This window comes from Paragemmobacter amnigenus, from assembly GCF_009908265.2.
Classification (GTDB): Bacteria; Pseudomonadota; Alphaproteobacteria; order Rhodobacterales; family Rhodobacteraceae; genus Paragemmobacter; species Paragemmobacter amnigenus.
Window position 1 is genome coordinate 193,311 of the sequence record NZ_JAAATX020000002.1, and the last position, 23,073, is coordinate 216,383.

Consider the following 23,073-nt stretch of genomic DNA (forward strand, 5'->3'; position numbering starts at 1 on the left):
AATGGGGACAATGTCTGCGGATTTCGTGATCATCGGGGCGGGCTCGGCCGGATCGGCCATGGCGTGGCGTCTGGCCGAGGGGGGCGCGACGGTCACGGTGATCGAACATGGCGGGACGGATGCGGGGCCCTTCATCCAGATGCCCGCAGCGCTGTCTTATCCGATGAACATGTCGCGCTATGACTGGGGTTTCCATACGGAACCCGAACCGCATCTGGGCGGCCGCGTGCTGGCGACGCCGCGGGGCAAGGTGATCGGGGGGTCGTCATCTATCAACGGGATGGTCTATGTGCGGGGCCATGCGCGGGATTTCGACACCTGGGCGGATATGGGGGCGCAAGGCTGGGCCTATGCGGATGTGCTGCCCTATTTCCAGCGGATGGAAAACTGGCACGGGGCGCGGGACGGGGGCGATCCGTCGTGGCGGGGCGCGAACGGGCCTTTGCACGTGACGCGGGGGCCGCGGGAGAACCCGCTGTTCGATGCATTCATCCGGGCGGGGGAGCAGGCGGGCTATCCTGTGACGCGCGATTACAACGGCCAGCAGCAGGAAGGGTTCGGGCCGATGGAGGCCACGATCCACAACGGCGTGCGCTGGTCGGCGGCGAATGCCTATCTGAAGCCTGCGATCAAGACGGGGAAGGTGCAGGTGGTGCGCGCCTTTGCGCGGCGGGTGGTGATCGAAGGCGGTCGCGCCGTGGGCGTGGAGGTGGAGCGCGGGGGGGCCATCGAGGTGATCCGCGCCGCGCGCGAGGTGGTGGTGGCGGCGTCCAGCATCAACACGCCGAAGATCCTGATGCTGTCGGGCATCGGCGATGCCGCGCATCTGCGGACGCATGGGGTCACGGTGGTGGCGGACCGGCCCGGTGTGGGGGCGAATTTGCAGGACCATCTGGAGCTTTATCTGCAATTCGCGTCGAAGAAGCCTGTGACGCTGTACAAATACTGGAACCTCTGGGGCAAGGCGGTGATCGGGGCGCAGTGGCTGTTCACCAAGAAGGGGCTGGGCGCGTCGAACCAGTTCGAGGCCTGCGCCTTCATCCGGTCGAAGGCGGGGGTGGAGTATCCGGATATCCAGTACCACTTCCTGCCCATCGCGGTGCGCTATGACGGCAAGGCCGCGGCCGAGGGGCACGGGTTTCAGGCCCATGTCGGCCCCATGCGGTCGAAATCGCGGGGGGCGGTGACGCTGCGGTCGGGCGATCCGAAGGATGCGCCGAAGATCCTGTTCAACTACATGTCGCATCCCGACGACTGGGCGGATTTCCGCACCTGCATCCGCCTGACGCGCGAGATTTTCGGGCAGGAGGCGATGGCGGGCTATGTGAAGCACGAGATCCAGCCGGGGGCGGGGGTGCAGAGCGATGCGGAGTTGGACGGGTTCATCCGCGAGCATGTGGAAAGCGCCTATCACCCCTGCGGCACGGCGCGGATGGGGCGGCGGGACGACCCCTTGGCGGTGGTCGATCCGGAATGCCGCGTGATCGGGGTCGAGGGGTTGCGGGTCGCCGACAGTTCCATCTTCCCGCAGGTGACGAACGGCAACCTGAACGCGCCGTCGATCATGGTGGGGGAAAAGGCGGCGGACCATCTGCTAGGCCACACGCCCCTGCCGCGGTCCAATGCCGAGCCGTGGATCAACCCGAACTGGCGCACGGCGCAGCGGTGATGTTCCGGCTTTGTCCGGACGCGTTAACGATCCGTTAACTTTAACCTTGATTTCCGCCGTACTCCGGCGGAAGTCGGGGCATGGCATTAACCTTTCGTTCCCTGATCGTTCTGGCGGCCCTCGCGCTGGCCTTGCCTGTCCATGCGACGGAGATCGCGGGGCGTGCGCGGGCCGTGGATGGCGATACGCTGGACGTGGCGGGGCAGAAGGTGCGGCTGTTCGGCGTGGATGCGCCGGAGCTGGACCAGAGCTGCGCGCGAGGCGGGCGGAGATGGGCCTGCGGGCAGGCGGCGAAGACGGCGCTCGAGGGGCTGCTGGGACGCAAGCGCGTGGTCTGCACTGTGCAGGATACCGACCGTTACGGGCGCAATGTGGCGGTGTGCCTCGCGGGGGGCGACGATGTCGGGGCGGCGCTGGTGCGGCAGGGATTGGCCATCGCCTATCGCCGCTATTCGGGGCGCTATGTGAATGCCGAGGCTGCCGCGCGGGCCGAAGGACTTGGCCTGTGGTCGTCGGTCTATGTGGAGCCGGAGACCTATCGCCATGCGGGCGAGGGGCAGCCCGCGCCGGACCCCGCCTGCGCGATCAAGGGCAATATCGGTGGCAAGGGCGGGCGCATCTACCATCTGCCGGGGCAGGCGGATTACGAGGCGACGCGGATCAACGAGAAGAAAGGCGAGCGGTGGTTCTGCACCGAGGCCGAGGCGCGGGCGGCGGGGTTCCGGCGGGCCGAGCGTTAACCGGTTTGACCGAGGTCAAAGTCGCGGCGGTCATTCACCTTTAGGGTCGAATCGTAACGACGCGAAGGAGAATGCACATGTCGAACACGCCCCATGACCTTTATGAGGACTTCCCCGAGAAGGCCGAGGCGATCCATGCGCTGAAGGCCAAGGACGCGCATTTCGCGCGGCTGGTGGAGGAATATCACGAGATCAACCGCGCCGTGCATCGGGCCGAGACGCTTGTGGAGCCCACCACACCGGAACACGAGACGGAACTGCGGCACAAGCGGATGAAGCTGAAGGACCAAATCTGGAAGCAGCTGGCCGCGTGATGCCCCATGATCCCGCCCCGGACTTGATCCGGGGCCTCGTGCTGCGGAGCGTGGTGCGGGTTTGAGGGGAGGTCCCGGGTCAAGCCCGGGACGGGTTTTCGTGAGAACGGCCCCGGTATTCGCCGGGGCCTTTTGTCATTCCGCGATCTCGTAGGGCAGGAGGCCGCGGCGGTCGGGGTCGACTTTCAGGCGGCGTTCGAGGGGGGGAACGGAGCGCTGGTGGCAGGCGGGGCGTTCGCAGATGCGGCAGGAGATGCCGATGGGTTCGAAATGACCCTTCAGGTCCAGCCCGTCGGCATAGACGAGTTGCGGGGCGTGCTGGACTTCGCAGCCAAGGCCGATGGCGTAGCGTTTGACGGGGGCGAGGAAGGCCCCGCCGGGTTTCGACACATCGCGCGCAAGGCAGAGGTAGCGCACGCCGTCGGGGGTTTCGGCAAGCTGGCGCAGGAACTGGCCCGGGGTTTCAAACGCGCGGTGGACGTTCCAGAGCGGGCAGGCCCCGCCGAAGCGGGCGAATTGCAGGCGGGTGGCGGAGTGGCGTTTGGTGATGGTACCCGCCTGATCGACGCGGACGAAGAAGAAGGGAATGCCCTTGGCGCCCGGGCGTTGCAGGGTCGACAGGCGGTGCGCGACCTGTTCGATGGAGGCGCCGAAGAGATCGGCCAGACGTTCGAGGTCGTGGCGGGTTTCCAGCGCGGCCTGCTGGAAGGCGCGGTAGGGCAGGAGGGCTGCGCCGGCGAAATAGTTGGCAAGGCCGATCTTGGCGATGTCCCGCGCCTCGGGCGTGGCGAAGCGGGCGAGGTCGAGCGTGGCCTCGATCAGCTCGTTCTGCGTCAGGAGGGCGACTTGCAGCAGGAGCTGGAAGCGCTGGGTCGGGCCTGCGGTGCGGTTGGATAGCGTGAGCCGCTTGGTCGCGGGGTCGTAGCGGCGGGTTTCGGGCTGGTCAGTGAAGGTGGTGGTGATGCCGCGCTTTTCCAGCGCCGACAGGGCCGCGCGGGTGATGTCCTGCGCGGGGGTGGCGAGGGAGGCGAAATGTTCGGCGGCGCGGTCGACGGCGTCGATGTAGTTGTCGCAATAGTGGAAGAAGTCGCGCACCTCTTCCCACGGGCTGGGGCGGAGGGAGGCGTCTTCGCGGCCCAGGGCTTCGTCCAGCGAGGCGAGGCGTTCGTGGGTTTGCCGGTAGGCGCGGTGCAGGTCGAGGAAGGCGCGGGCCAGCGCCGGGGCGTTGGAGGCGGCGAGGCGCAGGTCGGCCAAGGGGGGCGTGGTGGCGGCGAAGACGGGGTCGGCCAGGGCCTCGCGCATGTCCGAGACGAGGCGTTCGGATTCGCCCACGGTCAGTTCGGTGACGTCGAGGCCGAATTCCTGTGCGAGGGCAAGGACGACGGCGGCCGAGACGGGGCGGTGGTTGTTCTCCATCTGGTTCAGGTAGGGAAGGGACACGCCCAGCTTGTCGGCGAAGGTCTTTTGCGTGAGGGCGAGGCGGGCGCGGATCTCGCGCAGCTTGGCACCGGCGTAGAGTTTCTGGGTGGGCATGGGGTGGCCTTTGCAAAACACGGGGTTCGCTTTCGCTATGCTTTGCAAATTTGGCGCATGGGCGCAACGGTCAGGAGTGGCCCGTGCTCAAGGCATGGGCCGCGCACGACCTCCCGGCGCGGCCACGGGCCGCGCGTTCGGCGGGGAAATCGTCCACTGGACGATTTCTCTCCCCGCCTCACCCCCTCGGGTCCTGCGCCATGGGCGCCCGCCCTGGCGTGTCATGCGCGGCCCTAACGGCGGGGACTGCGATGGCTGCACAGGAGCCCTCGCAATCCCCTTGCGCCTTGAGTCAGTTTGAAAGCCCCAGCGCCCGCGCCCTGCGGATCACCGCAAGGATCGACAGCACCGACAGCACCGACGACCCCAGCATCAGCAGGACCAGCGGCATCTCGGTCGCGCCTTCGGTCAGCAGCGCCCCCGCCAGCGCCGCCAGCGCCGCGCCCCCGCCGATCTGGATCGCGCCGCCAAGGCCTGAGGCTGTGCCTGCGAGTTCGGGCTTGATCGACAGCATCCCCGCATTGGCATTGGGCAGGGTCATGCCGTTGCCCAGGCCCACGGCGATGGTGGAGCCGAAGAAGATATAGGCCGAATGGAAGCCCGCGAGCGTGAGGAGCAGCAGAAAGCCAAGGCCGCTGGCCGTGACGAGAGAGCCCATCAGGACCATCCGGTTCATTCCGACCCGCACCGAGAAGCGCCCCGCGATGAAGTTGCCCGCCGCATAGCCCACGGCGGTGATGGCGAAGAGCACGCCGATTTCCGACGAGGACAGTCCGAAGACCACGTTGCCCACATAGGGCGCGCCGCCCAGATAGGCGAAGAAGGAGCCGGAGGCGAAGGAGGCGCAGCCGACATAGCCCCAGAAGCGGCGGGATTTCAGCAGCGCCGGATAGGTGCGGACCTGATCCATGAAGGAGATGCGGCGGATCGTGGCGGTTTCGCCCAGATCGGCCCAGATCAGCGCGAAGGTCGCAAGGCCGAGCGCCAGCAGCAGCGCGAAGTTCGCCTGCCAGCCGAAGGTTTCGTCCAGCACGCCGCCGATCACGGGGCCGATCATCGGCACGATGGACATGCCCATGGTGACATAGCCGATCATCGAGGCCGCCTGTGCATCGGGCACCATGTCGCGCACCACGGCGCGCGACAGCACCATGCCCGCGGCGATCACCGCCTGTGCCATGCGAAAGACAAGAAAACTGGTCGCATCGGGGGCAAAGAGCGTGCCCACGGTGGCGATCAGGAAGAGCACCAGCGAAACGAGCAGCACCTTGCGCCGGCCAAACCGGTCCGAGACAGGGCCGATCACGACCTGCAGCACGGCCGACAGCGCGAGGTAGAGGGCGACGGACAGCTGCATGAGCGCATAGGGCACGTCGAACCATGCCGCCATCCCCGGCAGCGAGGGCAGAAAGATGTTCATGGTCAGCGCGGACAGCCCCGCCATCAGGATCAGCGTGGCAATGTGCGGGGGTGTGCGGCGATCGAGGAAGCGGGTCGTGCTCATTCCCCAAGGGCTACGCCCGCGCGTGACGCTTGTCCATGCGCCGCTATGCACGGCTTCGTGTAACACCTATCCCCATTTGTGGAAGATGAAGAACGCCCCGAGCGCGATGAAGCCGAATCCGATGGCATGGTTCCAGCCAAGCGGCTCTTTGAGGTAGAAGACCGAAAAGACGGCAAAGACGGACAGGGTGATGACCTCTTGTATCGTCTTCAGTTCGGCGGCGGAGAAATGGCCGTGCCCGATGCGGTTGGCCGGAACCTGAAGGATATATTCCGGCAGGGCGATCAGCCATGACACGAGGATGACGGTGACCAGCGAGGCGGTCTTGAACTTCAGGTGGCCATACCATGCAAAGGTCATGAAGATGTTGGAGGCCAGCAGGAGGCCGATGGTGGTGACGGGGACGGGAAGCTGCGACATGTTGGCCTTCTTGGGCGGGTGGCGGAACGGACCGGCGTTGCGCGGGTGGAGGCCCCGGGAGGGCGGCCTGCCCTCCCGGACCCACCCGGGGATATTTGTGGACAGAAAATGAAGGGGTTAGGGCCATGTCCCGTCCGCTTGGCCCCGTTCTAGGGCGGCGCGGGGCGGAAGGCGAGGGGTTTGCGGATTTGCGTTTTGCGCGCCCTGCCATGCCAAGAATTTGCAAATATGCCAGACTCCGTTTTGATGCCCCCCTGCGGCCCGCTATGTATCGGCCAAATTCGGGGGGAGAGCACCGATGAAGGATATCCTGCAGGAACTGGAAGACCGCCGCGCCGTGGCCCGCGCGGGCGGTGGCGCGCGCCGGGTCGAGGCGCAGCACGCCAAGGGCAAGCTGACCGCGCGCGAGCGGATCGAGCTGCTGCTGGACGAGGGCAGTTTCGAGGAATTCGACATGTTCGTGCAGCACCGCTGCACGGATTTCGGGATGGAAGAGACGAAGCATCCCGGCGACGGGGTCGTGACCGGATGGGGCACGATCAATGGCCGGATGGTCTATGTGTTCTCGCAGGACTTTACCGTGCTGGGCGGGTCGGTGTCGGAGACGCACGCGGCCAAGATCTGCAAGATCATGGACATGGCGATCCAGAACGGCGCGCCGGTGATCGGGATGAACGATTCCGGCGGGGCGCGGATTCAGGAGGGCGTGAGTTCCCTCGCGGCCTATGGCGAGGTGTTCCAGCGCAACATCCTTGCCTCGGGCGTGGTGCCGCAGATTTCGCTGATCATGGGGCCCTGTGCGGGGGGCGCGGTCTATTCCCCCGCGATGACGGACTTCATCTTCATGGTGAAGGACAGCTCCTACATGTTCGTCACGGGGCCGGATGTGGTGAAGACCGTCACGAACGAGCATGTGACGGCAGAGGAACTGGGCGGGGCCTCGACGCATACCAAGAAGTCGTCGGTCGCGGATGGCGCCTATGAGAATGACGTGGAACTGATCGCCGAGACGCGGCGGCTGTTCGACTTCCTGCCGCTGAACAACCGCGAGAAGGCGCCGGTGCGGCCCTTCTTCGATGATCCGGCGCGGGTGGAGATGTCCTTGGACACGCTGGTGCCGGACAATCCGAACCAGCCCTATGACATGAAGGAACTGATCCTGAAGATCGCCGACGAGGGCGATTTCTTCGAGATCCAGAAGGACTTTGCGGGCAACATCATCACCGGCTTCATCCGGCTGGAAGGCCAGACCGTGGGTGTGGTGGCGAACCAGCCGATGGTTCTGGCGGGATGCCTCGACATCGATGCAAGCCGCAAGGCCGCGCGGTTCGTGCGGTTCTGCGATGCCTTCGAGGTGCCGATCCTGACGCTGGTCGATGTGCCGGGCTTCCTGCCGGGGACCAGCCAGGAATATGGTGGGGTCATCAAGCACGGCGCGAAACTGCTGTTTGCCTATGGCGAGGCGACGGTGCCGAAGGTGACGGTGCTGACGCGCAAGACCTATGGCGGGGCCTATGTCGTGATGTCGTCCAAGCACCTGCGGGGCGATTTCAACTATGCCTGGCCGACGGCAGAGGTCGCCGTGATGGGCGCGAAGGGTGCGGTCGAGATCCTGTATCGCAGCGAATTGGGCGACAAGGACAAGATCGCGGGGCGGGTGAAGGATTACGAGGACCGTTTCGCCAATCCCTTCGTCGCGGCGGAAAAGGGGTTCATCGACGAGGTGATCATGCCCCATTCCACCCGCCGCCGCGTGGCGCGCGCCTTTGCCAGCCTGCGGACGAAAAAGCAGGTCAACCCGTGGAAGAAGCACGACAACATTCCGCTGTAAGGGTCCGGTGATGCGCGCGGTGTCCTTTCTTGTGACGGCAGCAGTCGCCCTTTGGGCGGGGCTTGCGGCTGCACAGGAGGATGCCGCCACCGCCGCAGCCGAGGTGGTGGCGGGCAACGGGCTGCGCGTGGATGTGCCCTCGGGGCAAGAGGTGACGTGGCAGGACGTGATCTGGAACGTGCCCGGGCCAGACGGGATGGTGATGCGGTTCCGCTTCATCGCGCCGGGCATCGCCGACGGAGGCGGGGTGGATTTCGACACCGCCAGCGCCGACATGCAGCACCTGTGCGACCGCTTTGCCGTGCCGCGGCTGCCCGAGTTCGGGGTCGAGGCGCAGCAGGTGGTGATTTCGCTGTCCGCTGCGGCTGTGGAGTTCGGGACCGCCGCGCCGGATGTGGTGCAATTCTTCGAATCCTACAGCGTCGTTGACGGCGCCTGCCAGTGGGAGGTGTTCTGATGGACATCCCGCGCAAGGCGAAATCTCTTGCCGCATATGCACTTGCTGATGTAGCAGGGCCACAGGCCGAGAACTTGGCAGAGCCTGCATGTGCATCGGGCGGATTTTCCGTTATGGTGCCAGCAGGCCGATCCCAAGCGGCCTATGCCTCGCATCGGGGGCGGGCGTGCGGAGGTCCGTGCGACCCTGCCCTCCAAGAAAATAGGAGTAGAGGATGTCGAAGAGCACGAAAACCCTTCTGGCCCTGTGCATGGTCGCGTTTGTGGCTGCCTGCGCTGCGAAGGAAGAAGAAGTCGTCTATGTGGAAGAGCCGGTTACGACCGAGCCGACCTACACCGGCAAATACAAGTAATGGATCTGGGCGGGCCATCGGGGCGGATGCGCCCCGGCCCGCCCTTATTCTGTCTGGCGCGGGGTTTGACCTTGGGCTGGTGATGCGCCATGACGCCCCCCTTGGACATGAGAGGGGCCAGTCATGCTGAAGCATCGCGGGTTTCCGGGCCGCCTTCCCGGAACGGATTTCCAGTTCACCATCCGCCGCGCCAACAAGAAGGACGGCGCGACGAAGATCACGCGGCGCGAGCGGTTCAAGGACCGCAAGCATGCCGACCGCATGGCGGATCAGGGCTTCATGGCGGCGCTCTGGGCGCAGTTCGGGGAAGAGCCGTTCGAGCGGGGCAATCTGGATGCGGGGCGGCTTTCCTGGCTGTTCGGGCGCGAGGTCGTGCCGGCAGAGGACCCGTTCGATCCCTGTTCCTACGAGGCGTTGCTGAGGATCGACCGCAAGCGGGCGGAGATGGCCTTCCCCGAGATCTTTGCGCCGGATGCGCCGGATTTCGGGTTCGAGGATGACGACGACTGGGACGGGGAGGAGGACCGGTGAGCCGTGCCGCGCCCTGTTCCGCGCGCCTTCGGGTGCTGCGTCCCGTGCCTTCGGGCGCAAGCGGGGCGGTGCGGGACGATGGGCGCGGATTTGCCTATGGCGTTGCGGACCGGATGCAGCGGCGCGAATTCTTCTTTATTGCTACACGGGCTGCGGTATCATGCGCCGCAAGAACAACCCCGAGAGGCAACGAGCCATGCGTAAATATATTGTCATTCTTGCACTTGCCACCACGACCCTTGCGGGCTGCATGCAGACCCCGACCGAACGCGGCCTTGCCGGCGCGGTCGCCGGTGCAGCCCTTGCCGATGCAATGGACGAAAACATGGTTGCCGGTGCGGCGCTGGGCGGTATCGCCGGTGCTGCGAGCTGCAACGTGGTCGGCGGCTGCCGGAGCTACTGATCTGATCGCCGCCCCTTCGGGGGTGGCGGATCCGCAATCCAGAAGGCCATCGGGGCGTCATGCCCCGGTGGCCTTTGTCATTTCCGCGCCCCGGCCCGGGCGCGGTGGAAGGGGAGAGAGATGTTCAAGAAGATCCTGATCGCCAACCGGGGCGAGATTGCCTGCCGCGTCATCAAGTCCGCGCGCAAGATGGGCATCAAGACGGTTGCCGTCTATTCCGATGCCGACCGCAACGCGCTGCACGTCAAGATGGCGGATGAGGCGGTGCATATCGGCCCGCCCCCTGCGAACCAGTCCTACATCGTGATCGACAGGATCATGGAGGCGATCCGCGCCACGGGGGCCGAGGCGGTGCATCCGGGCTATGGCTTCCTGTCCGAGCGGATGGATTTCGCGGCTGCGCTGGAGAAGGAAGGCGTCGTCTTCATCGGCCCGCCCAGCCCCGCGATCGAGGCGATGGGGGACAAGATCACCTCGAAGAAGCTGGCGCAGCAGGCGGGGGTGTCGACCGTTCCGGGCTATATGGGCCTGATCGCGGACAGCGACGAGGCGGTGAAGATTTCCCGCGAGATCGGCTATCCGGTGATGATCAAGGCCTCTGCGGGCGGCGGCGGCAAGGGGATGCGGATCGCGTGGAACGATCAGGAGGCGGCTGAGGGCTTCCAGTCGTCCAAGAACGAGGCGGCGGCGTCCTTCGGGGATGACCGCATCTTCATCGAGAAATTCGTGACGCAACCGCGCCATATCGAGATTCAGGTGCTGGCCGACAAGCACGGCAACTGCGTCTACCTGCACGAGCGGGAATGTTCCATCCAGCGCCGGAACCAGAAGGTGATCGAAGAGGCGCCTTCGCCCTTCCTTGATGCCGCGACGCGCAAGGCGATGGGGGAACAGGCCTGCGCCTTGGCCAAGGCGGTGGGGTATACGAGTGCGGGGACGGTGGAATTCATCGTCGACGGCAACCGGAATTTCTATTTCCTCGAGATGAACACCCGTCTGCAGGTTGAGCATCCGGTGACGGAGCTGATCACGGGCGTGGACCTTGTGGAGCAGATGATCCGCGTGGCGAATGGCGAGCCTTTGCCGTTCCGGCAAGAGGATCTGAAGATCAACGGCTGGGCGATGGAAAGCCGGTTGTATGCGGAAGATCCGTACCGGAACTTCCTGCCCTCCATCGGGCGGCTGACGCGCTATCGCCCGCCGGTCGAGGGGCCGACCGCGGGCGGGGGGATCGTGCGCAACGATACCGGCGTCTATGAGGGCGGCGAGATTTCCATGTATTACGACCCGATGATCGCCAAGCTCTGCACATGGGGCGAGACGCGCGAGGCGGCGATCGAGGAGATGCGGCTGGCGCTGGATACCTTCGAAGTGGAAGGGATCGGGCACAACCTGCCTTTCTGTTCGGCGGTGATGGAGCATCCGCGTTTCGTGTCTGGCAACATCACCACGGCCTTCATCGCGGAAGAATATCCCGAGGGGTTCCAGGGTGTCGCGCTGGATGGGGCCATGCTGCGCCGCGTGGCGGCGGCGGCGGCGGCGATGAACCGCGTGGCGGAAATCCGGCGCACGAAGATCACCGGCACGATGGACAACCACCAGCGCCGCGTGGGCGATGACTGGGTCGTGTCGGTGCAGGGCGAGGCCTTCCCCGTGACGATCCGCGCAGACAAGGGCGGGTCCACCGTGACTTTCGCCGAAGGGACCAGCCACCGCGTGGAAAGCGACTGGACCCCCGGTCAGGCGCTGGCGCGGCTGATGGTGGATGGCGCGCCGCTGGTTCTGAAGGTGGGCAAGGTGCCGATGGGCTTCCGGCTGCGGGTGCGGGGGGCGGACCTGAAGGTGCATGTGCGCACGCCGCGCCAGCATGATCTGGCCCTGTTGATGCCCGAAAAGCTGCCGCCCGATACATCGAAATTCCTGCTGTGCCCGATGCCCGGTCTGGTCGTGAAGATCAACGTGGCCGAGGGCGACGAGGTGCAGGAAGGCCAGGCGCTGGCGACGGTGGAGGCCATGAAGATGGAGAACATCCTGAAGGCCGAACGGCGTGGCGTCGTCCGCAAGATCAACGCGGCGGCGGGGGCGAGCCTGAAGGTGGATGACGTGATCATGGAGTTCGAGTGAGGTGGTCCGGCGGGGCGTGACCTTGGCCAAGGTGGCGGAGGGCGGTCAGCCCCCCGCGCCGCGGCCTGCGCCCTGCTGGATTTCCTGCCGGCGCAGGGGGAACTTGTCGATGGCATGGGTGATTTCGCGCACCTCCCACGGCAGGGGCTTGCGGATCACGGGTTTCAGGTCCTTGTCCAAGAGCACAAGCGAGAAGCCGCGGGGGCGGAGTTTCTGGCGCACCTCGGTCCGCGCGGCGGGGTCGGTGTCGGTGATGAGGATCACGTCGCGTTCGGCCAGTTCGGCGGCATCGCGGGCGATCAGCTCCATCTGGCGGATGAAGTTCGGGTCGTTGGGGCTGTCGGCAAAGACGACCACGGGGCGCTTCACATACAGAAGCTCCTCCCAGACGATGGCGTCGGCGGGAACGGGGGCGAAACCCGTCTCTTCCGCGGCCTCTTGCGCGGTGGCGGCAAGCGGCAGAAGGGCGGCGACGAGCAGGATGCGCAGCAGTTTCATTCGGTTCCCCTTTGCCTGCCAATATAGGGCAGGGGACTGAAAACCCAAGGGATATGCCGGTTGCCGACCGCGATGTGTCGGGCCGGTGTGAAGGAAGGAAGAGAGATGTCGGAAGACCTGTCGAAATGGCGCGCGCTGGCGGCGAAGGAGTTGAAGGGGGCTGATCCCGAGACCCTGACGTGGAACACGCTGGAGGGGATCGCGGTCAAGCCGCTTTATACCGCGGCCGATACGGCGGGGCTGCCGCAGATGGGCGAGTTGCCGGGGGTGGCGCCCTTCACGCGGGGGGTCAGGGCCACGATGTATGCGGGGCGCCCGTGGACGATCCGGCAATATGCGGGGTTTTCGACGGCGGAAGAGAGCAACAACTTTTACCGCAAGGCGCTGGCGGCGGGGCAGCAGGGGGTGTCGGTGGCCTTCGACCTTGCCACCCATCGCGGCTATGACAGCGACCATCCGCGCGTTGTGGGCGATGTGGGCAAGGCCGGTGTCGCCATCGACAGCGTCGAGGACATGAAGGTGTTGTTTGACGGCATCCCGCTGGAAAAGATCAGCGTGTCCATGACGATGAACGGGGCGGTGATCCCGATTCTGGCCAATTTCATCGTCACGGGCGAGGAGCAGGGGGTGCCGCGTGCAGCCCTTTCGGGGACGATCCAGAACGACATCCTGAAAGAGTTCATGGTGCGGAACACCTATATCTATCCGCCCGAACCTTCGATGCGGATCATCGCGGACATCATCGAATACACCAGCCGCGAGATGCCGAAGTTCAATTCCATCTCGATCTCCGGCTATCACATGCAGGAGGCGGGGGCGAACCTTGTGCAGGAGCTGGCCTTCACGCTGGCCGACGGGCGGGAATATGTCCGTGCGGCGCTGGCGCGGGGGATGGATGTGGACGATTTCGCGGGACGGCTGTCGTTCTTCTTTGCCATCGGGATGAATTTCTTCATGGAGGCGGCGAAGCTGCGCGCGGCGCGGATGCTGTGGCACCGGATCATGGAAGGGTTCGGGGCGAAGAAGGCATCCAGCCTGATGCTGCGGACACATTGCCAGACGAGCGGCGTCAGCTTGCAGGAGCAGGATCCCTATAACAACGTGATCCGCACGGCCTATGAGGCGATGGCGGCGGTGCTGGGCGGGACGCAGTCGCTGCACACCAATGCGCTGGACGAGGCGATTGCCCTGCCCACGGAGTTCAGCGCGCGGATCGCGCGGAACACGCAGTTGATTTTGCAGGAAGAAACGGGGGTGACGAAGGTCATCGATCCGCTGGCAGGGTCCTATTACGTCGAAAGCCTGACCGCCAAGCTGGCCGAGGATGCCTGGGCCCTGATGGAAGAGGTCGAGGCGATGGGGGGCATGACGAAGGCCGTGGCCTCGGGGATGCCGAAGCTTCGGATCGAGGAGTCGGCGGCGCGGCGGCAGGCGATGATCGACCGGGGCGAAGAGGTGATCGTCGGCGTCAACAAGTACCGCAAGGACAAGGAAGAGCCGATCGACATCCTGGACATCGACAACGTCGCCGTGCGCGAGGCGCAGATCGCGCGGCTGCGCGCGACGCGTGCCAAGCGGGACGAGGCGGCCTGTCAGGCGGCGCTGGCGGAACTGACGCGGCGCGCGGGCGAGGGTGGCAATCTGCTGGAAGCGGCGGTGGAGGCAGCCCGTGCACGGGCATCTGTCGGGGAGATTTCGGACGCGATGGAAAAGGTGTTCGGGCGGCATCGGGCCGAGGTTAAGACGCTGGCCGGAGTCTATGGCGCGGCCTATGAGGGGGATCAGGGTTTCGCCCAGATCCAGAAGGACGTGGAAGCCTTTGCCGAGGCCGAGGGGCGGCGTCCGCGGATGCTGGTCGTAAAGATGGGGCAGGACGGGCATGACCGCGGGGCGAAGGTGATCGCGACCGCCTTTGCCGATATCGGGTTCGACGTCGATGTGGGGCCGCTGTTCCAGACGCCGGAAGAGGCCGCGCAGGATGCCATCGACAATGATGTGCATGTCGTCGGCATCTCGAGCCAGGCGGCTGGGCACAAGACGCTCGCGCCCAAGCTGGTGCAGGCGCTGAAGGAGGCGGGGGCGGATGATGTACTGGTGATCTGCGGCGGCGTCATTCCGCAGCAGGATTACCAGTTCCTCTATGACCACGGGGTCAAGGCGATCTTCGGGCCGGGGACCAACATCCCCGAGGCGGCGCGGGAAATCCTTGACCTGATCCGGCAGGCGCGGGGCTAGGTCGGGGTCCTGTCCGTGTCGCCTTTGGTGTCGCGTCGTTCGGTAGTGGCTGGTTTGGGGGCGGCGGCGATGGGACCGTGGGCGTCGCGCGCGGGACGCGCCGGAGAGGGTGATGCGCCGGTCGTGGTGATCGGCGCGGGGCTGGCGGGGCTGTCGGCGGCGCGCGTGGTGGCCGATGCGGGCCGGGCCGTTACCGTGCTGGAGGCGCGGGATAGGGTTGGCGGACGTCTGCATAGCTCGCGCCTCTGGTCAGGCTTGCCGGTCGATCTGGGGGCAAGCTGGATCCACGGAACCAAGGGCAACCCGCTGACCGCGCTTGCGCGCGAGGCGGGGGCGCGGCTGGTGGCGACCGATTATGACCGGTCCATCCTGATCGATGCCGCAGGGCGCGAGATTGACCCGGACCTGCGCGGGGCGGAGCGCATCCTGTCACGCGCGCTGGCCGCAGCAGGGGAGGCGGGGGCCGACCTGTCGGTGCGCGCGGCGGTCGAGGCGTCGGCGGCATGGCGCAAGGCCGATGCGCGGGAGCGGCGGCTGGTGGACTATCTGGTCAACAGCACACTGGAGCAGGAATATGGCGGGCCCGCGCGGCGCCTTTCGGCATGGTATGGCGCAGAGGGCGGGGAATTCGACGGGGCGGACAAGCTGTTTCCCGACGGGTTCGACGCGGTGGCGCGGCATCTGGCGCGGGGGCTGGATATCCGCACGGGGGCCGAGGTGGTGACCGTCGCGCCGGGGCGGGTGGAACTGGCCGACGGATCGGCGGTGGCGGCGGGGGCGATCCTGTGCACGCTGCCGCTGGGGGTGTTGCAGGCGGGGCGCGTGCGTTTTTCCGAAGCACTGGGCGCGCGGCGGCAGGCGGCGATCGGGGCGCTGGGCATGGGGCTTTTGAACAAGTGCTGGCTGCGGTTCGACCGCGTGGCATGGCCGGATGACGTGGACTGGATCGGCTGGCTGGGGCCGGAGGCGGGTGTCTGGGCGGAATGGGTGTCGCTGGCGCGGGTGACGGGGGCGCCGGTCCTCTTGGGGTTCAATGCGGGGGATCAGGCGGCGGGGATCGAGGCGCTGGAGGATCGCGCGACGGTGGATCAGGCCGTGGCGGCGCTGCGGGCGATGTTCGGCAGCGGCTTTCCGGCGCCCGTGGCGGCGCAGGTGACGCGCTGGGGGCGCGATCCGTTCAGTCTGGGAAGCTACAGTTTCCACGCCGTGGGGTCGGGGCCCAAGGACCGCCGCGCGCTGGCGGGGGCGGACTGGGACGGCGCGCTGTGGTTCGCGGGCGAGGCCTGCGAGGCGGAGCATTACGGCACGGCGCATGGCGCGGTGCTGTCGGGTCGCGCCGTGGCGCGGGCGATGCTGGCGGGTTAGAGTTCCACGCCGTCGGGCGGGGTTTCGACCGGCGGCGCGTCGGGTTTGCGGCGGATGATGATGTCGCCGTTTTCCAGCATTTCGGGCAGTTCGTAATTGGTCATGTCGTCGACCAATGCCATCAGCTTTTCCATCGCGGGCGCGATGGTGGGGCCGAGCTGATCCAGCGCCTGCCGCATCTCGTCCAGCGCGGGTTCCATTTCCTGCGTGAAGCCTTCGAAGAACAGGGCAAGCCCGCGTTCCATGAGCGAGGGGCCGTCCTCTGCCGTTTCGGGCGCGGGGTCGGGCGCTGCCTCCTGCGCCGTGGCGGCGAGGGGGGAGAGGGCGAGCAGGAGGGCGAGGGCTGCGTGTCTCATGGACCCAAGATGGGGGCGGGGGCGGCGGATTCAACCGGCGCAAGGTCCAGCGTGACCGGGAAATGGTCCGATGCGTCCAGAAGGGCGGCCCAGAGCGCGGGGGTGCGGGCGATGGCGGGGTCGTCATGCGGGTGCCAGATGCGCCATGTTGCGCGGGGGCAGAGGTCGGGCGAGACCATGACGAAATCCAGAAGCGCGTCGAACCAGCGGTCCTGCGGGGCGATGTAGAAGCGCGCGGTGGACGGGGCGACGCCAAGGCGCTGGGTGATCGCCATGGCGGCGTGGGGGTCGTGCAGGCGCAATTCCGGCGGGCCATCGAGGCCGAGGATCACTTCGACACCGGAGCGGCCGAAGAGTTTTTCATATTCGTCCAGCCCCGGACCGTCGTTCAGGTCGCCCAGCACGACCAGCGCGTCGCCCGCCGCCAGATGGGCCGTGACGCGCTGGCGCAGCCAGAGGCACTGGGCAAGCTGCTTGCGGCGGTTGTCGATGGCAAGGCGGGTCAGTTCCGCCCCGTCGCGCGCGCCGTGGGGGGCCTTGGATTTGGCATGGACCCCGATCAGGCGCAGGGGGTGGCCGTCCCATGTCACGGCGAGTTCGAGGGGGGGCTTGGAGAAGCGGATCACCTCGCTGATCCCGTCGGCGTCGAGGTCGTAGCGGAAGGCGGTGTCGAAGCGGGGGGCGTCGTGGCCGCCCTGACGGGGCGCGGGGGCGCCTTGAGGGTCGTGGTGGACGGTCAGGCGGTCGGGGTCGTAGAGGAAGGCGATTTCCTGTTCGGTTTCGGACGGATAGCCGATGATCGCCTTGCGCGCGCGGATCCCCGCGCTGGCGGCGAAGCGTTCCAGCGCGCGGGTGGTCGACCGTTTCGTGCCGGTATCGGGCGCCTCGATCACCATGATCCCGTCGGCGTCGAGGGCGGAAAAGACGGTGCGCAGCGCGGTGAGTTGCCGGTCGCGGGTGATGCCGTAGCGGGCCGAGGGGCGGGCATCGTCCAGCGGGCGGCCCGCATCGTCGAAAAGCGCGTTGAACCATTCGACATTGTAGGTCGCAAGGCGCAGGGGCCGCGCCCCGCCCATCAGGCGGCCTCTTTTGCCGAAATCTCTTCCCATGCGGCGTTGAGCGCGATGAGGCGGCGTTCGGCCAGCCGGATCGCCTCTTCCGGGACGCCGCGGGCGAGCATGCGGTCGGGGTGGTTTTCCTTCACCGCGCGTTTCCATGCGGCGCGGGCTTCCTCGACCGGCGTTCCGGCGGGGATGCCGAGGACGTCGTAGGGATCGCGGGGCGCGCCTTCGACGAAGCTGGCGCGCAGGGATTTGAAACAGGCGTCGGTCAGGCCGAAGATGCGCGCGACCTCGTGCAGCAATTCATCCTCGCGCGGGTGGTAGGTGCCGTCGGCGAGGGCGATGAGGAACAGCCCCTCCATCACGTCTTCCAGCACGTCGCGATGGGCGGGGCCGAACATGGCGGCGATCTTGCGGGCATAGGCGTCGAAGCCCGCCACGTCCTGACGGGCAAGGTTGTAGACGCGGGCGGCGTTGGCGGTTTCGGCCTCGTCTATGGTGAAGACGCGGCGGAAGGCGGTGACTTCGTCCTTGGTCACCTGACCGTCGGCCTTGGCGAGTTTGGCGCCGAGGGCGAGGACGGCGATGGTGAAGCCCACGGACAGTTCGGGCTGGTGGTCGACATGACCGGTCAGCTTGTCGAAGACAACGGAAAGCGGCTCGCCTTGCGCGAGGGCTGAGAGCGCTTCGGCGATGCGGGTCCAAATCGACATATGCGGATGATAGTGCGGGTCGGGGCGGAAGTCAGCGGAGGAACTTCTGCATCAGCACCAAATCCATCGTCCGCCCGAATTTGAAGCCCACGCGTTGCAGGATCGCCACCGTTTCGAACCCCATGCGGGCGTGAAAGGCGCGTCCGGCAGGGTTTTCCGCCGAGACGCCGGCGAAGATCGAGATGGCACCGCCCGCGCGGGCGTGATCTTCGATCGCGGACATGAGGGCGCGGCCGAGGCCCGCGCCGTGATGCGCTGGGGCGAGGAGGATGGTGTGTTCCATCGTGCGGGCATAGCCCACGCCGCCGCGGAACTGGGCATAGGTGGCAAAGCCCGCGACGGTGCCGTCCTGTTCGGCCACGAGGAAGGCATGGCCTGCGCCCTGCCGGTCGCGGATCATGGCGGCGATGTCTGCAAGGGACTTTTCGGCGGAGTTGAAGGTGACGGCGGTGTCGCGGATCGCGGGGTTCCAGATGGCCGCGATGGCGGCGGCATCGGCGGGGGTGGCGTCGCGGATCATGTCAGCACGCGCTCGCCCTGCGGGGTGGTGATGGTGGCGCGCAGGGCGGGGGGGCCTGCGGTGACGTGGACGCGGGGGTCGGACAGGCGCGAGAGGGCCGCGCGCAGGGCGTCGGGCTGCGGGTGGGTGATGTGAAGGGCGGTCAGCCGCGCGCCGTGGTCGGGCAGGCGGGGCGCGGGGTGGGCGGTGCCCTCCCACTGGATCAGGGCGGGGAAGCGGTTGTCGAAGGGCAGGATGCCGGAGGCGGGGACCGCCATGCGCCAGCGGAAATCGCCGCGTTGCAGGGCGACGGGGGTGCCGGTGCCTGCGGGGGATTGGGCCAGTTCGGCGTCAAGGTCGCCGGTGCGGCAGATCCAGTTGGTCAGGCGCGGCGGGCCGGAAAAGCGGTCGAGGTCGAACCAGCGCGGCCAGGCGGGGCGGGGTTGCGACGGGTCGGCGGCGATGACTTCGAGATAGAGGTCGGGGCCGAGCGACAGGAGGCGGTTGTGCGTCGCCATATGCGGATGCTGCCCGCCCGCCGCCAGCGGCAGGCCAAGCGCTGCCTCGACCGCCGCCACGCCTTCGGCCAGACCGGTGCAGGAAACGGCAAGGTGGTCGAGCACCAGCATCAGGCGTCGACCACCTTGGTCGTGGCCTTCATCGACAGGGCGAGCGAGGAGAAGCGGGCCTGCGCCACCTCGCCAAAGAGTGACTTGCCGCGTTCGGTCAGCGAGAGTTCGAGGACGCGCTTCTTGGGCAGCCAGCGGAGCGCGCCCGCCTCGGCCGGATCGGCGATGGAGAACATGGCACCGAAGCGCATGGCCTTTCCCAGCACCTCGGCCTCCTGGATCTGCTGGTCGGTGAGCAGGCGGAAGAGCGGTTCGAGCCGCGATCCGGCGCGCGAGTTCTTGTAGCGGTGCAGCAGCGACAGCCCGAGGAACACGCGCCCCGGATGGTCCAGCCCGCCAAGATTGGCGCGGGTGGCGTTGTCGAAGCAGACCTCGGCGCGGTAGTCGGGATGGGCGCGCCATGTGGTGTCGTGCAGCAGGCAGGCGGCCTTGATCAGGCGCAGGCGGTCTCGGTCGGCATCCTTGAAGAGCGGAAGCAGGAAGTCGTAGAGCTTCTTGCCGAAACCCGGCACGCGGGCCGAGGTCATCTCGGCCATGCGCGCGGCTTCGATCAGCGGGTCGCGCTGGCGCAGGCGGGGGGGCATCTGTTCGTAGAGCAGCCCCTCGCGGATGCCATAGGCGGAGACGTCGATCTCGGAGGGTTTGAGGATGCGGATGAGTTCGCGCAGCACCTCGCAGGCCAGCGGGACGAGTTCCATCCGTTCGGTCGAGGTGCCCGTGCGCGCGCGCAGGAGTGCAAGGTCATTGGCAGCGATCCAGTCGAGCGTGTCGAGCAGGCTTTGCGGCGTCATGCGGTATTCGTGAAGCACGGTCAGCGGATAGTTGCGCCGTTCCATGTCGAGCCGCGCGATGACGCGCCATGAGCCGCCGACAAGGTAGATGCGTTCGCCCGTCGATTTGATCTCTGCCTGCGCGGTCTTGAGGACGCGTTCGATCAGCTTTTGCCGCTTCTTCTCGCCCCCCTTGACCTGTTGCAGCCGGAAGGGGCCAAGGGGCGTGGAGACGCGCTTGCCCACCTTGCCGTCGCCGATGCGGGCGAGTTCCATCGAATTGCCGCCGATGTCACAGACCAGACCCTTTGCCTCTGGCCAGCCCAGCAGCACGCCCTGTGCGGAGAGCCGCGCCTCTTCGTCGCCATCGACCACCCAGAGTTTCAGCCCCGTCTCGCGCAGGACCTCGGCCTGGAAATCGGGGCCATCGGCGGCCTCGCGCGTGGCAGCGGTGGCGACGACGGTCAGGGTGTTGATGCCCATGCCTTCGGCCAGAAGGGCAAAGCGTTTCAGGGCGGCAAGCGCGCGCTTGCGGCCTTCGGGGTTGAGCCTGCCGGTTTCATGCAGGCCCTTGCCCAGGCCGCACATGATCTTTTCGTTGAAGAAATAGGCGGGGCTGCGGGCCGCGCCGTCAAAGACCACCATGCGGACCGAGTTCGAGCCGACATCGACTACGCCCACCCGCGACAGGGCGCGGGCCGAGGGGTCGTCAAAGATCGGGCGACCGAAGGGACCCCATTCCTCGTCGCTGCCGGTGTCGGTGGCGGGGGTGGTGTCGGTCATCTGGCAGTCCTTAATCTTTCGCGCGGAAGGTGCGCGGAACCGGTGGCAGGGTCAAGGATTCGGGCGGTTACCGGTACGGGTCACAGGTCGGAAGCGGGGCTTTCGTCGCGCAACTGGGCAAGGCGGGGCACGTCCTTGGCCCCCGCCGTGCCGCGCCCCGAGAGCGAGGGGTTTTCCATGAAGAAGCGGTGGCAGGCGAAAAGTGCGCCGTCCTGCGGGCGCAGGTCGCGGTTGTAGCTGCCATCGGGGCGGAGGACCCAGCTTTGCGCCTCGTCCGCCAGATTGGCGGCCATGATCTGGCTGACGATCTGGGCCTTGACGGTGGGGGTCTTGACCTCGACCAGCGTTTCGACGCGGCGGGTCAGGTTGCGGCCCATCCAGTCGGCCGATGACATGAAGACCCGCGCCTTCTGCGAGGGCAGGCCGTGGCCCGACCCGAAGCAGACGATGCGGGAATGTTCGAGGAAGCGGCCCACGATGGATTTGACGCGGATGTTTTCCGACATGCCCTTCACGCCCGGCCGCAGGCCGCAGATGCCCCGGATGACGAGGCTGATCTTCACCCCGGCCTGTGAGGCGGCGTAGAGGGCGTCGATCACCTCGGCATCGATGAGGGAGTTCATCTTGGCCCAGATTTCGGCGGGGCGGCCCTTGCGGGCATGGTCCGCCTCTTCCGCGATCAGGCCGAGCAGGCGGGGTTTGAGGGTGATGGGCGAGATGGCGAGGTTTTCCAGCCCCTCGGGCTGCACATAGCCCGAAAGGTAGTTGAACACCTTGGTCGCATCGCGCCCCAGCGCGGGGTCGCAGGTGAAGAAGCTGAGGTCGGTATAGATGCGCGCCGTGATCGGGTGGTAGTTGCCCGTGCCGTAATGGGTGTAGGTGACGAGATTCTCGCCCTCGCGCCGGACGACGGTGCTGATCTTGGCGTGGGTCTTGTACTGGATGAAGCCGTAGACGACATGGGCGCCCGCGCGTTCCAGACGGCGGGACTGGCGGATGTTGGCGGCCTCGTCGAAGCGGGCCTTGAGTTCGACGAGGGCGGTGACGGATTTGCCGGCCTCGGCCGCCTCGCAGAGCGCGCTGACCACGGGGCTGTCCCAGGAGGTGCGGTAGAGCGTCTGCTTGATCGCCAACACGTTCGGGTCGCGCGCCGCCTGTTCGAGGAAGCGGATCACGAGGTCGAAGGATTCGTAGGGGTGGTGCAGGAGGATGTCCTTCTGCCGGATCGCGGCGAAGAGGTCGCCGTCATGGTCCTGCACCCGTTCCGGCACGCGCGAGGCGAAGGGGGGCCAGAGCAGGTCGGGCCGCGAGGAGAGGACGAGTTCCTTCAGGTCCGCCACGCCGAGCAGGCCGCGCACCTCGACCACCATGTCTTCGGTCACGCCAAGCTCGTCCATAATGAGGGCGCGCAGTTCGGGGGGGGCGCCGGCGGAGATCTTCAGCCGGATCACCTCGCCCCGGCGGCGGCGTTTCAGGGCGGTTTCGAATTCGCGGACGAGGTCTTCGGCCTCGTCCTCCACCTCGAGATCGCTGTCGCGCAGGACGCGGAAGATGCAGTGGCCGCGGTCGGTATAGCCGGGGAAGAGCATGTCGAGATGCAGGAGAAGCAGCTCTTCCAGCGGCAGATAGCGGTTCTCGCCGGGTTTGCCGGGCAGGGGGACGAAGCGGGCGATCTGCTGCGGGATGGGGAGCAGGGCCTGAAGCGTGCGGTGGTCGCTTTCGCGTTCGAGTTCGAGGGCGAGGGAGAAGCCCGTATTGGGGATGAAGGGGAAGGGGTGGGCCGGGTCGATGGCAAGCGGCGAGAGGACCGGAAAGACCTTGTGCAGGAAATGCGCCTCGAGGTGTTTGAGGTCGCGCGCGGTGAGTTTGGAGCGGGTGAGCAGCGTGATGCCCTGCCCCTCCATCTCGCGGCGGAGTTTGTTGTAGACGGTCTGTTGCGTCTGCATCAGGCGGCGCGCATCGGCATGGATGAGGGCAAGCTGTTCTGCGGGGCTGCGGCCATCCTCGGACAGGGTGGCGTTGCCGTTGCGGACAAGCGCGCGCAGGCCCGCGACGCGGACGGTGTAGAATTCGTCAAGGTTGGTGGCAGAGATCGACAGGAAGCGCAGGCGTTCCAGCAGGGGGACGGCGGGGTTCGACGCCTCGTCCAGCACGCGCCAGTTGAAGGCGAGCCACGAGAGTTCGCGGTTGAAGAAGCGGCGGGGGCCAGTGCGGTCCGCTTCCGCGATGGCGACGGGCGCGGGGAAGGAGGATTTGAGGAAATCGGCCTGGGTCATGGGGCGGGGG

Annotated in this window: 22 protein-coding genes; 11 read left to right on the top strand and 11 right to left on the bottom strand. The window is 66.8% G+C overall.

What is annotated here, in order from left to right; all coding sequences use genetic code 11:
* The first annotated feature begins 10 nt into the window (after positions 1–10).
* The 3 genes from betA (at position 11) to GU927_RS03395 (ending at position 2,723) form a co-directional block, all read left to right on the top strand.
* Positions 11–1,669 carry a choline dehydrogenase gene (gene betA / locus GU927_RS03385; RefSeq protein WP_161760947.1) on the top strand — a complete coding sequence of 553 codons (1,659 nt, stop codon included), beginning with the start codon at positions 11–13 and terminating at the stop codon, positions 1,667–1,669.
* A gap of 80 nt (positions 1,670–1,749) precedes the next feature.
* Positions 1,750–2,409, top strand: coding sequence for a thermonuclease family protein (locus GU927_RS03390; protein WP_161760948.1), 660 nt, complete (start codon positions 1,750–1,752; stop codon positions 2,407–2,409).
* 77 nt (positions 2,410–2,486) lie between these two features.
* Entirely contained in the window at positions 2,487–2,723 is a 237-nt protein-coding gene (locus GU927_RS03395; RefSeq protein ID WP_161760949.1) for a YdcH family protein, read from the top strand.
* Between the two features lie 135 nt (positions 2,724–2,858).
* Here the strand turns inward: GU927_RS03395 and GU927_RS03400 are convergent, their stop codons facing one another.
* The 3 genes from GU927_RS03400 to GU927_RS03410 all read right to left on the bottom strand — a co-directional run bounded on the left by GU927_RS03400 (position 2,859) and on the right by GU927_RS03410 (position 6,180).
* On the bottom strand, positions 2,859–4,256 hold the full coding sequence (locus tag GU927_RS03400; protein ID WP_161760950.1) for a helix-turn-helix domain-containing protein: 1,398 nt from the start codon (positions 4,254–4,256) through the stop codon (positions 2,859–2,861).
* Between the two features lie 292 nt (positions 4,257–4,548).
* A complete protein-coding gene (locus GU927_RS03405; RefSeq protein ID WP_161760951.1) occupies positions 4,549–5,760 on the bottom strand; it encodes a multidrug effflux MFS transporter in 1,212 nt (403 codons plus the stop codon).
* A gap of 66 nt (positions 5,761–5,826) precedes the next feature.
* On the bottom strand, positions 5,827–6,180 hold the full coding sequence (locus GU927_RS03410; protein ID WP_161760952.1) for a DMT family protein: 354 nt from the start codon (positions 6,178–6,180) through the stop codon (positions 5,827–5,829).
* Positions 6,181–6,478: 298 nt separating this feature from the next.
* On the opposite strand from GU927_RS03410, the gene GU927_RS03415 reads away from it, so the two are divergent.
* From GU927_RS03415 to GU927_RS03440, 6 genes are all read left to right on the top strand, one after another.
* Positions 6,479–8,011: an acyl-CoA carboxylase subunit beta gene (locus GU927_RS03415; RefSeq protein WP_161760953.1), complete on the top strand. Its 1,533-nt coding sequence runs from the start codon at positions 6,479–6,481 to the stop codon at positions 8,009–8,011.
* Positions 8,012–8,021: 10 nt separating this feature from the next.
* Entirely contained in the window at positions 8,022–8,468 is a 447-nt protein-coding gene (locus tag GU927_RS03420) for a DUF6497 family protein (RefSeq protein WP_232489111.1), read from the top strand.
* A 214-nt stretch (positions 8,469–8,682) separates the two neighbouring features.
* Positions 8,683–8,820: a hypothetical protein gene (locus tag GU927_RS03425; protein ID WP_161760954.1), complete on the top strand. Its 138-nt coding sequence runs from the start codon at positions 8,683–8,685 to the stop codon at positions 8,818–8,820.
* Between the two features lie 123 nt (positions 8,821–8,943).
* Positions 8,944–9,351, top strand: coding sequence for a hypothetical protein (locus tag GU927_RS03430; RefSeq protein ID WP_161760955.1), 408 nt, complete (start codon positions 8,944–8,946; stop codon positions 9,349–9,351).
* A 196-nt stretch (positions 9,352–9,547) separates the two neighbouring features.
* On the top strand, positions 9,548–9,754 hold the full coding sequence (locus GU927_RS03435) for a hypothetical protein (protein WP_161760956.1): 207 nt from the start codon (positions 9,548–9,550) through the stop codon (positions 9,752–9,754).
* A 120-nt stretch (positions 9,755–9,874) separates the two neighbouring features.
* A complete protein-coding gene (locus tag GU927_RS03440) occupies positions 9,875–11,878 on the top strand; it encodes an acetyl-CoA carboxylase biotin carboxylase subunit (protein WP_161760957.1) in 2,004 nt (667 codons plus the stop codon).
* Positions 11,879–11,923: 45 nt separating this feature from the next.
* On the opposite strand, the gene GU927_RS03445 is transcribed toward GU927_RS03440, so the two are convergent.
* Positions 11,924–12,376 (bottom strand): DUF4174 domain-containing protein, encoded by a 453-nt coding sequence (locus tag GU927_RS03445; RefSeq protein ID WP_161760958.1) that lies wholly within the window; start codon positions 12,374–12,376, stop codon positions 11,924–11,926.
* Between the two features lie 105 nt (positions 12,377–12,481).
* On the opposite strand from GU927_RS03445, the gene scpA reads away from it, so the two are divergent.
* On the top strand, positions 12,482–14,611 hold the full coding sequence (gene scpA / locus GU927_RS03450; RefSeq protein WP_161760959.1) for a methylmalonyl-CoA mutase: 2,130 nt from the start codon (positions 12,482–12,484) through the stop codon (positions 14,609–14,611).
* A gap of 69 nt (positions 14,612–14,680) precedes the next feature.
* A complete protein-coding gene (locus GU927_RS03455) occupies positions 14,681–15,976 on the top strand; it encodes a flavin monoamine oxidase family protein (RefSeq protein ID WP_161760960.1) in 1,296 nt (431 codons plus the stop codon).
* Here GU927_RS03455 and GU927_RS03460 read toward each other — a convergent pair.
* The 7 genes from GU927_RS03460 to GU927_RS03490 form a co-directional block, all read right to left on the bottom strand.
* Positions 15,973–16,332, bottom strand: a complete 360-nt coding sequence (locus GU927_RS03460; protein ID WP_161760961.1) for an AAA+ family ATPase — start codon at positions 16,330–16,332, stop codon at positions 15,973–15,975. The two genes, GU927_RS03455 and GU927_RS03460, sit on opposite strands and share 4 nt — an antisense overlap.
* Positions 16,329–17,408, bottom strand: coding sequence for an endonuclease/exonuclease/phosphatase family protein (locus GU927_RS03465; RefSeq protein WP_161760962.1), 1,080 nt, complete (start codon positions 17,406–17,408; stop codon positions 16,329–16,331). The genes GU927_RS03460 and GU927_RS03465 overlap by 4 nt, the downstream gene beginning before the upstream one ends.
* Positions 17,408–18,106: a molecular chaperone DjiA gene (locus tag GU927_RS03470; protein ID WP_161760963.1), complete on the bottom strand. Its 699-nt coding sequence runs from the start codon at positions 18,104–18,106 to the stop codon at positions 17,408–17,410. The genes GU927_RS03465 and GU927_RS03470 overlap by 1 nt, the downstream gene beginning before the upstream one ends.
* Before the next feature lie 31 nt (positions 18,107–18,137).
* Positions 18,138–18,626, bottom strand: a complete 489-nt coding sequence (locus GU927_RS03475; protein WP_161760964.1) for a GNAT family N-acetyltransferase — start codon at positions 18,624–18,626, stop codon at positions 18,138–18,140.
* Complete coding sequence (locus GU927_RS03480) at positions 18,623–19,234, bottom strand: VOC family protein (RefSeq protein WP_161760965.1); 612 nt, start codon at positions 19,232–19,234, stop codon at positions 18,623–18,625. The genes GU927_RS03475 and GU927_RS03480 overlap by 4 nt, the downstream gene beginning before the upstream one ends.
* On the bottom strand, positions 19,234–20,787 hold the full coding sequence (locus GU927_RS03485; RefSeq protein WP_161760966.1) for a Ppx/GppA family phosphatase: 1,554 nt from the start codon (positions 20,785–20,787) through the stop codon (positions 19,234–19,236). Before GU927_RS03485 ends, GU927_RS03480 begins: the two co-directional genes overlap by 1 nt.
* An 80-nt stretch (positions 20,788–20,867) precedes the next feature.
* Complete coding sequence (locus GU927_RS03490; protein WP_161760967.1) at positions 20,868–23,063, bottom strand: RNA degradosome polyphosphate kinase; 2,196 nt, start codon at positions 23,061–23,063, stop codon at positions 20,868–20,870.
* Between the last annotated feature and the right edge of the window lie 10 nt (positions 23,064–23,073).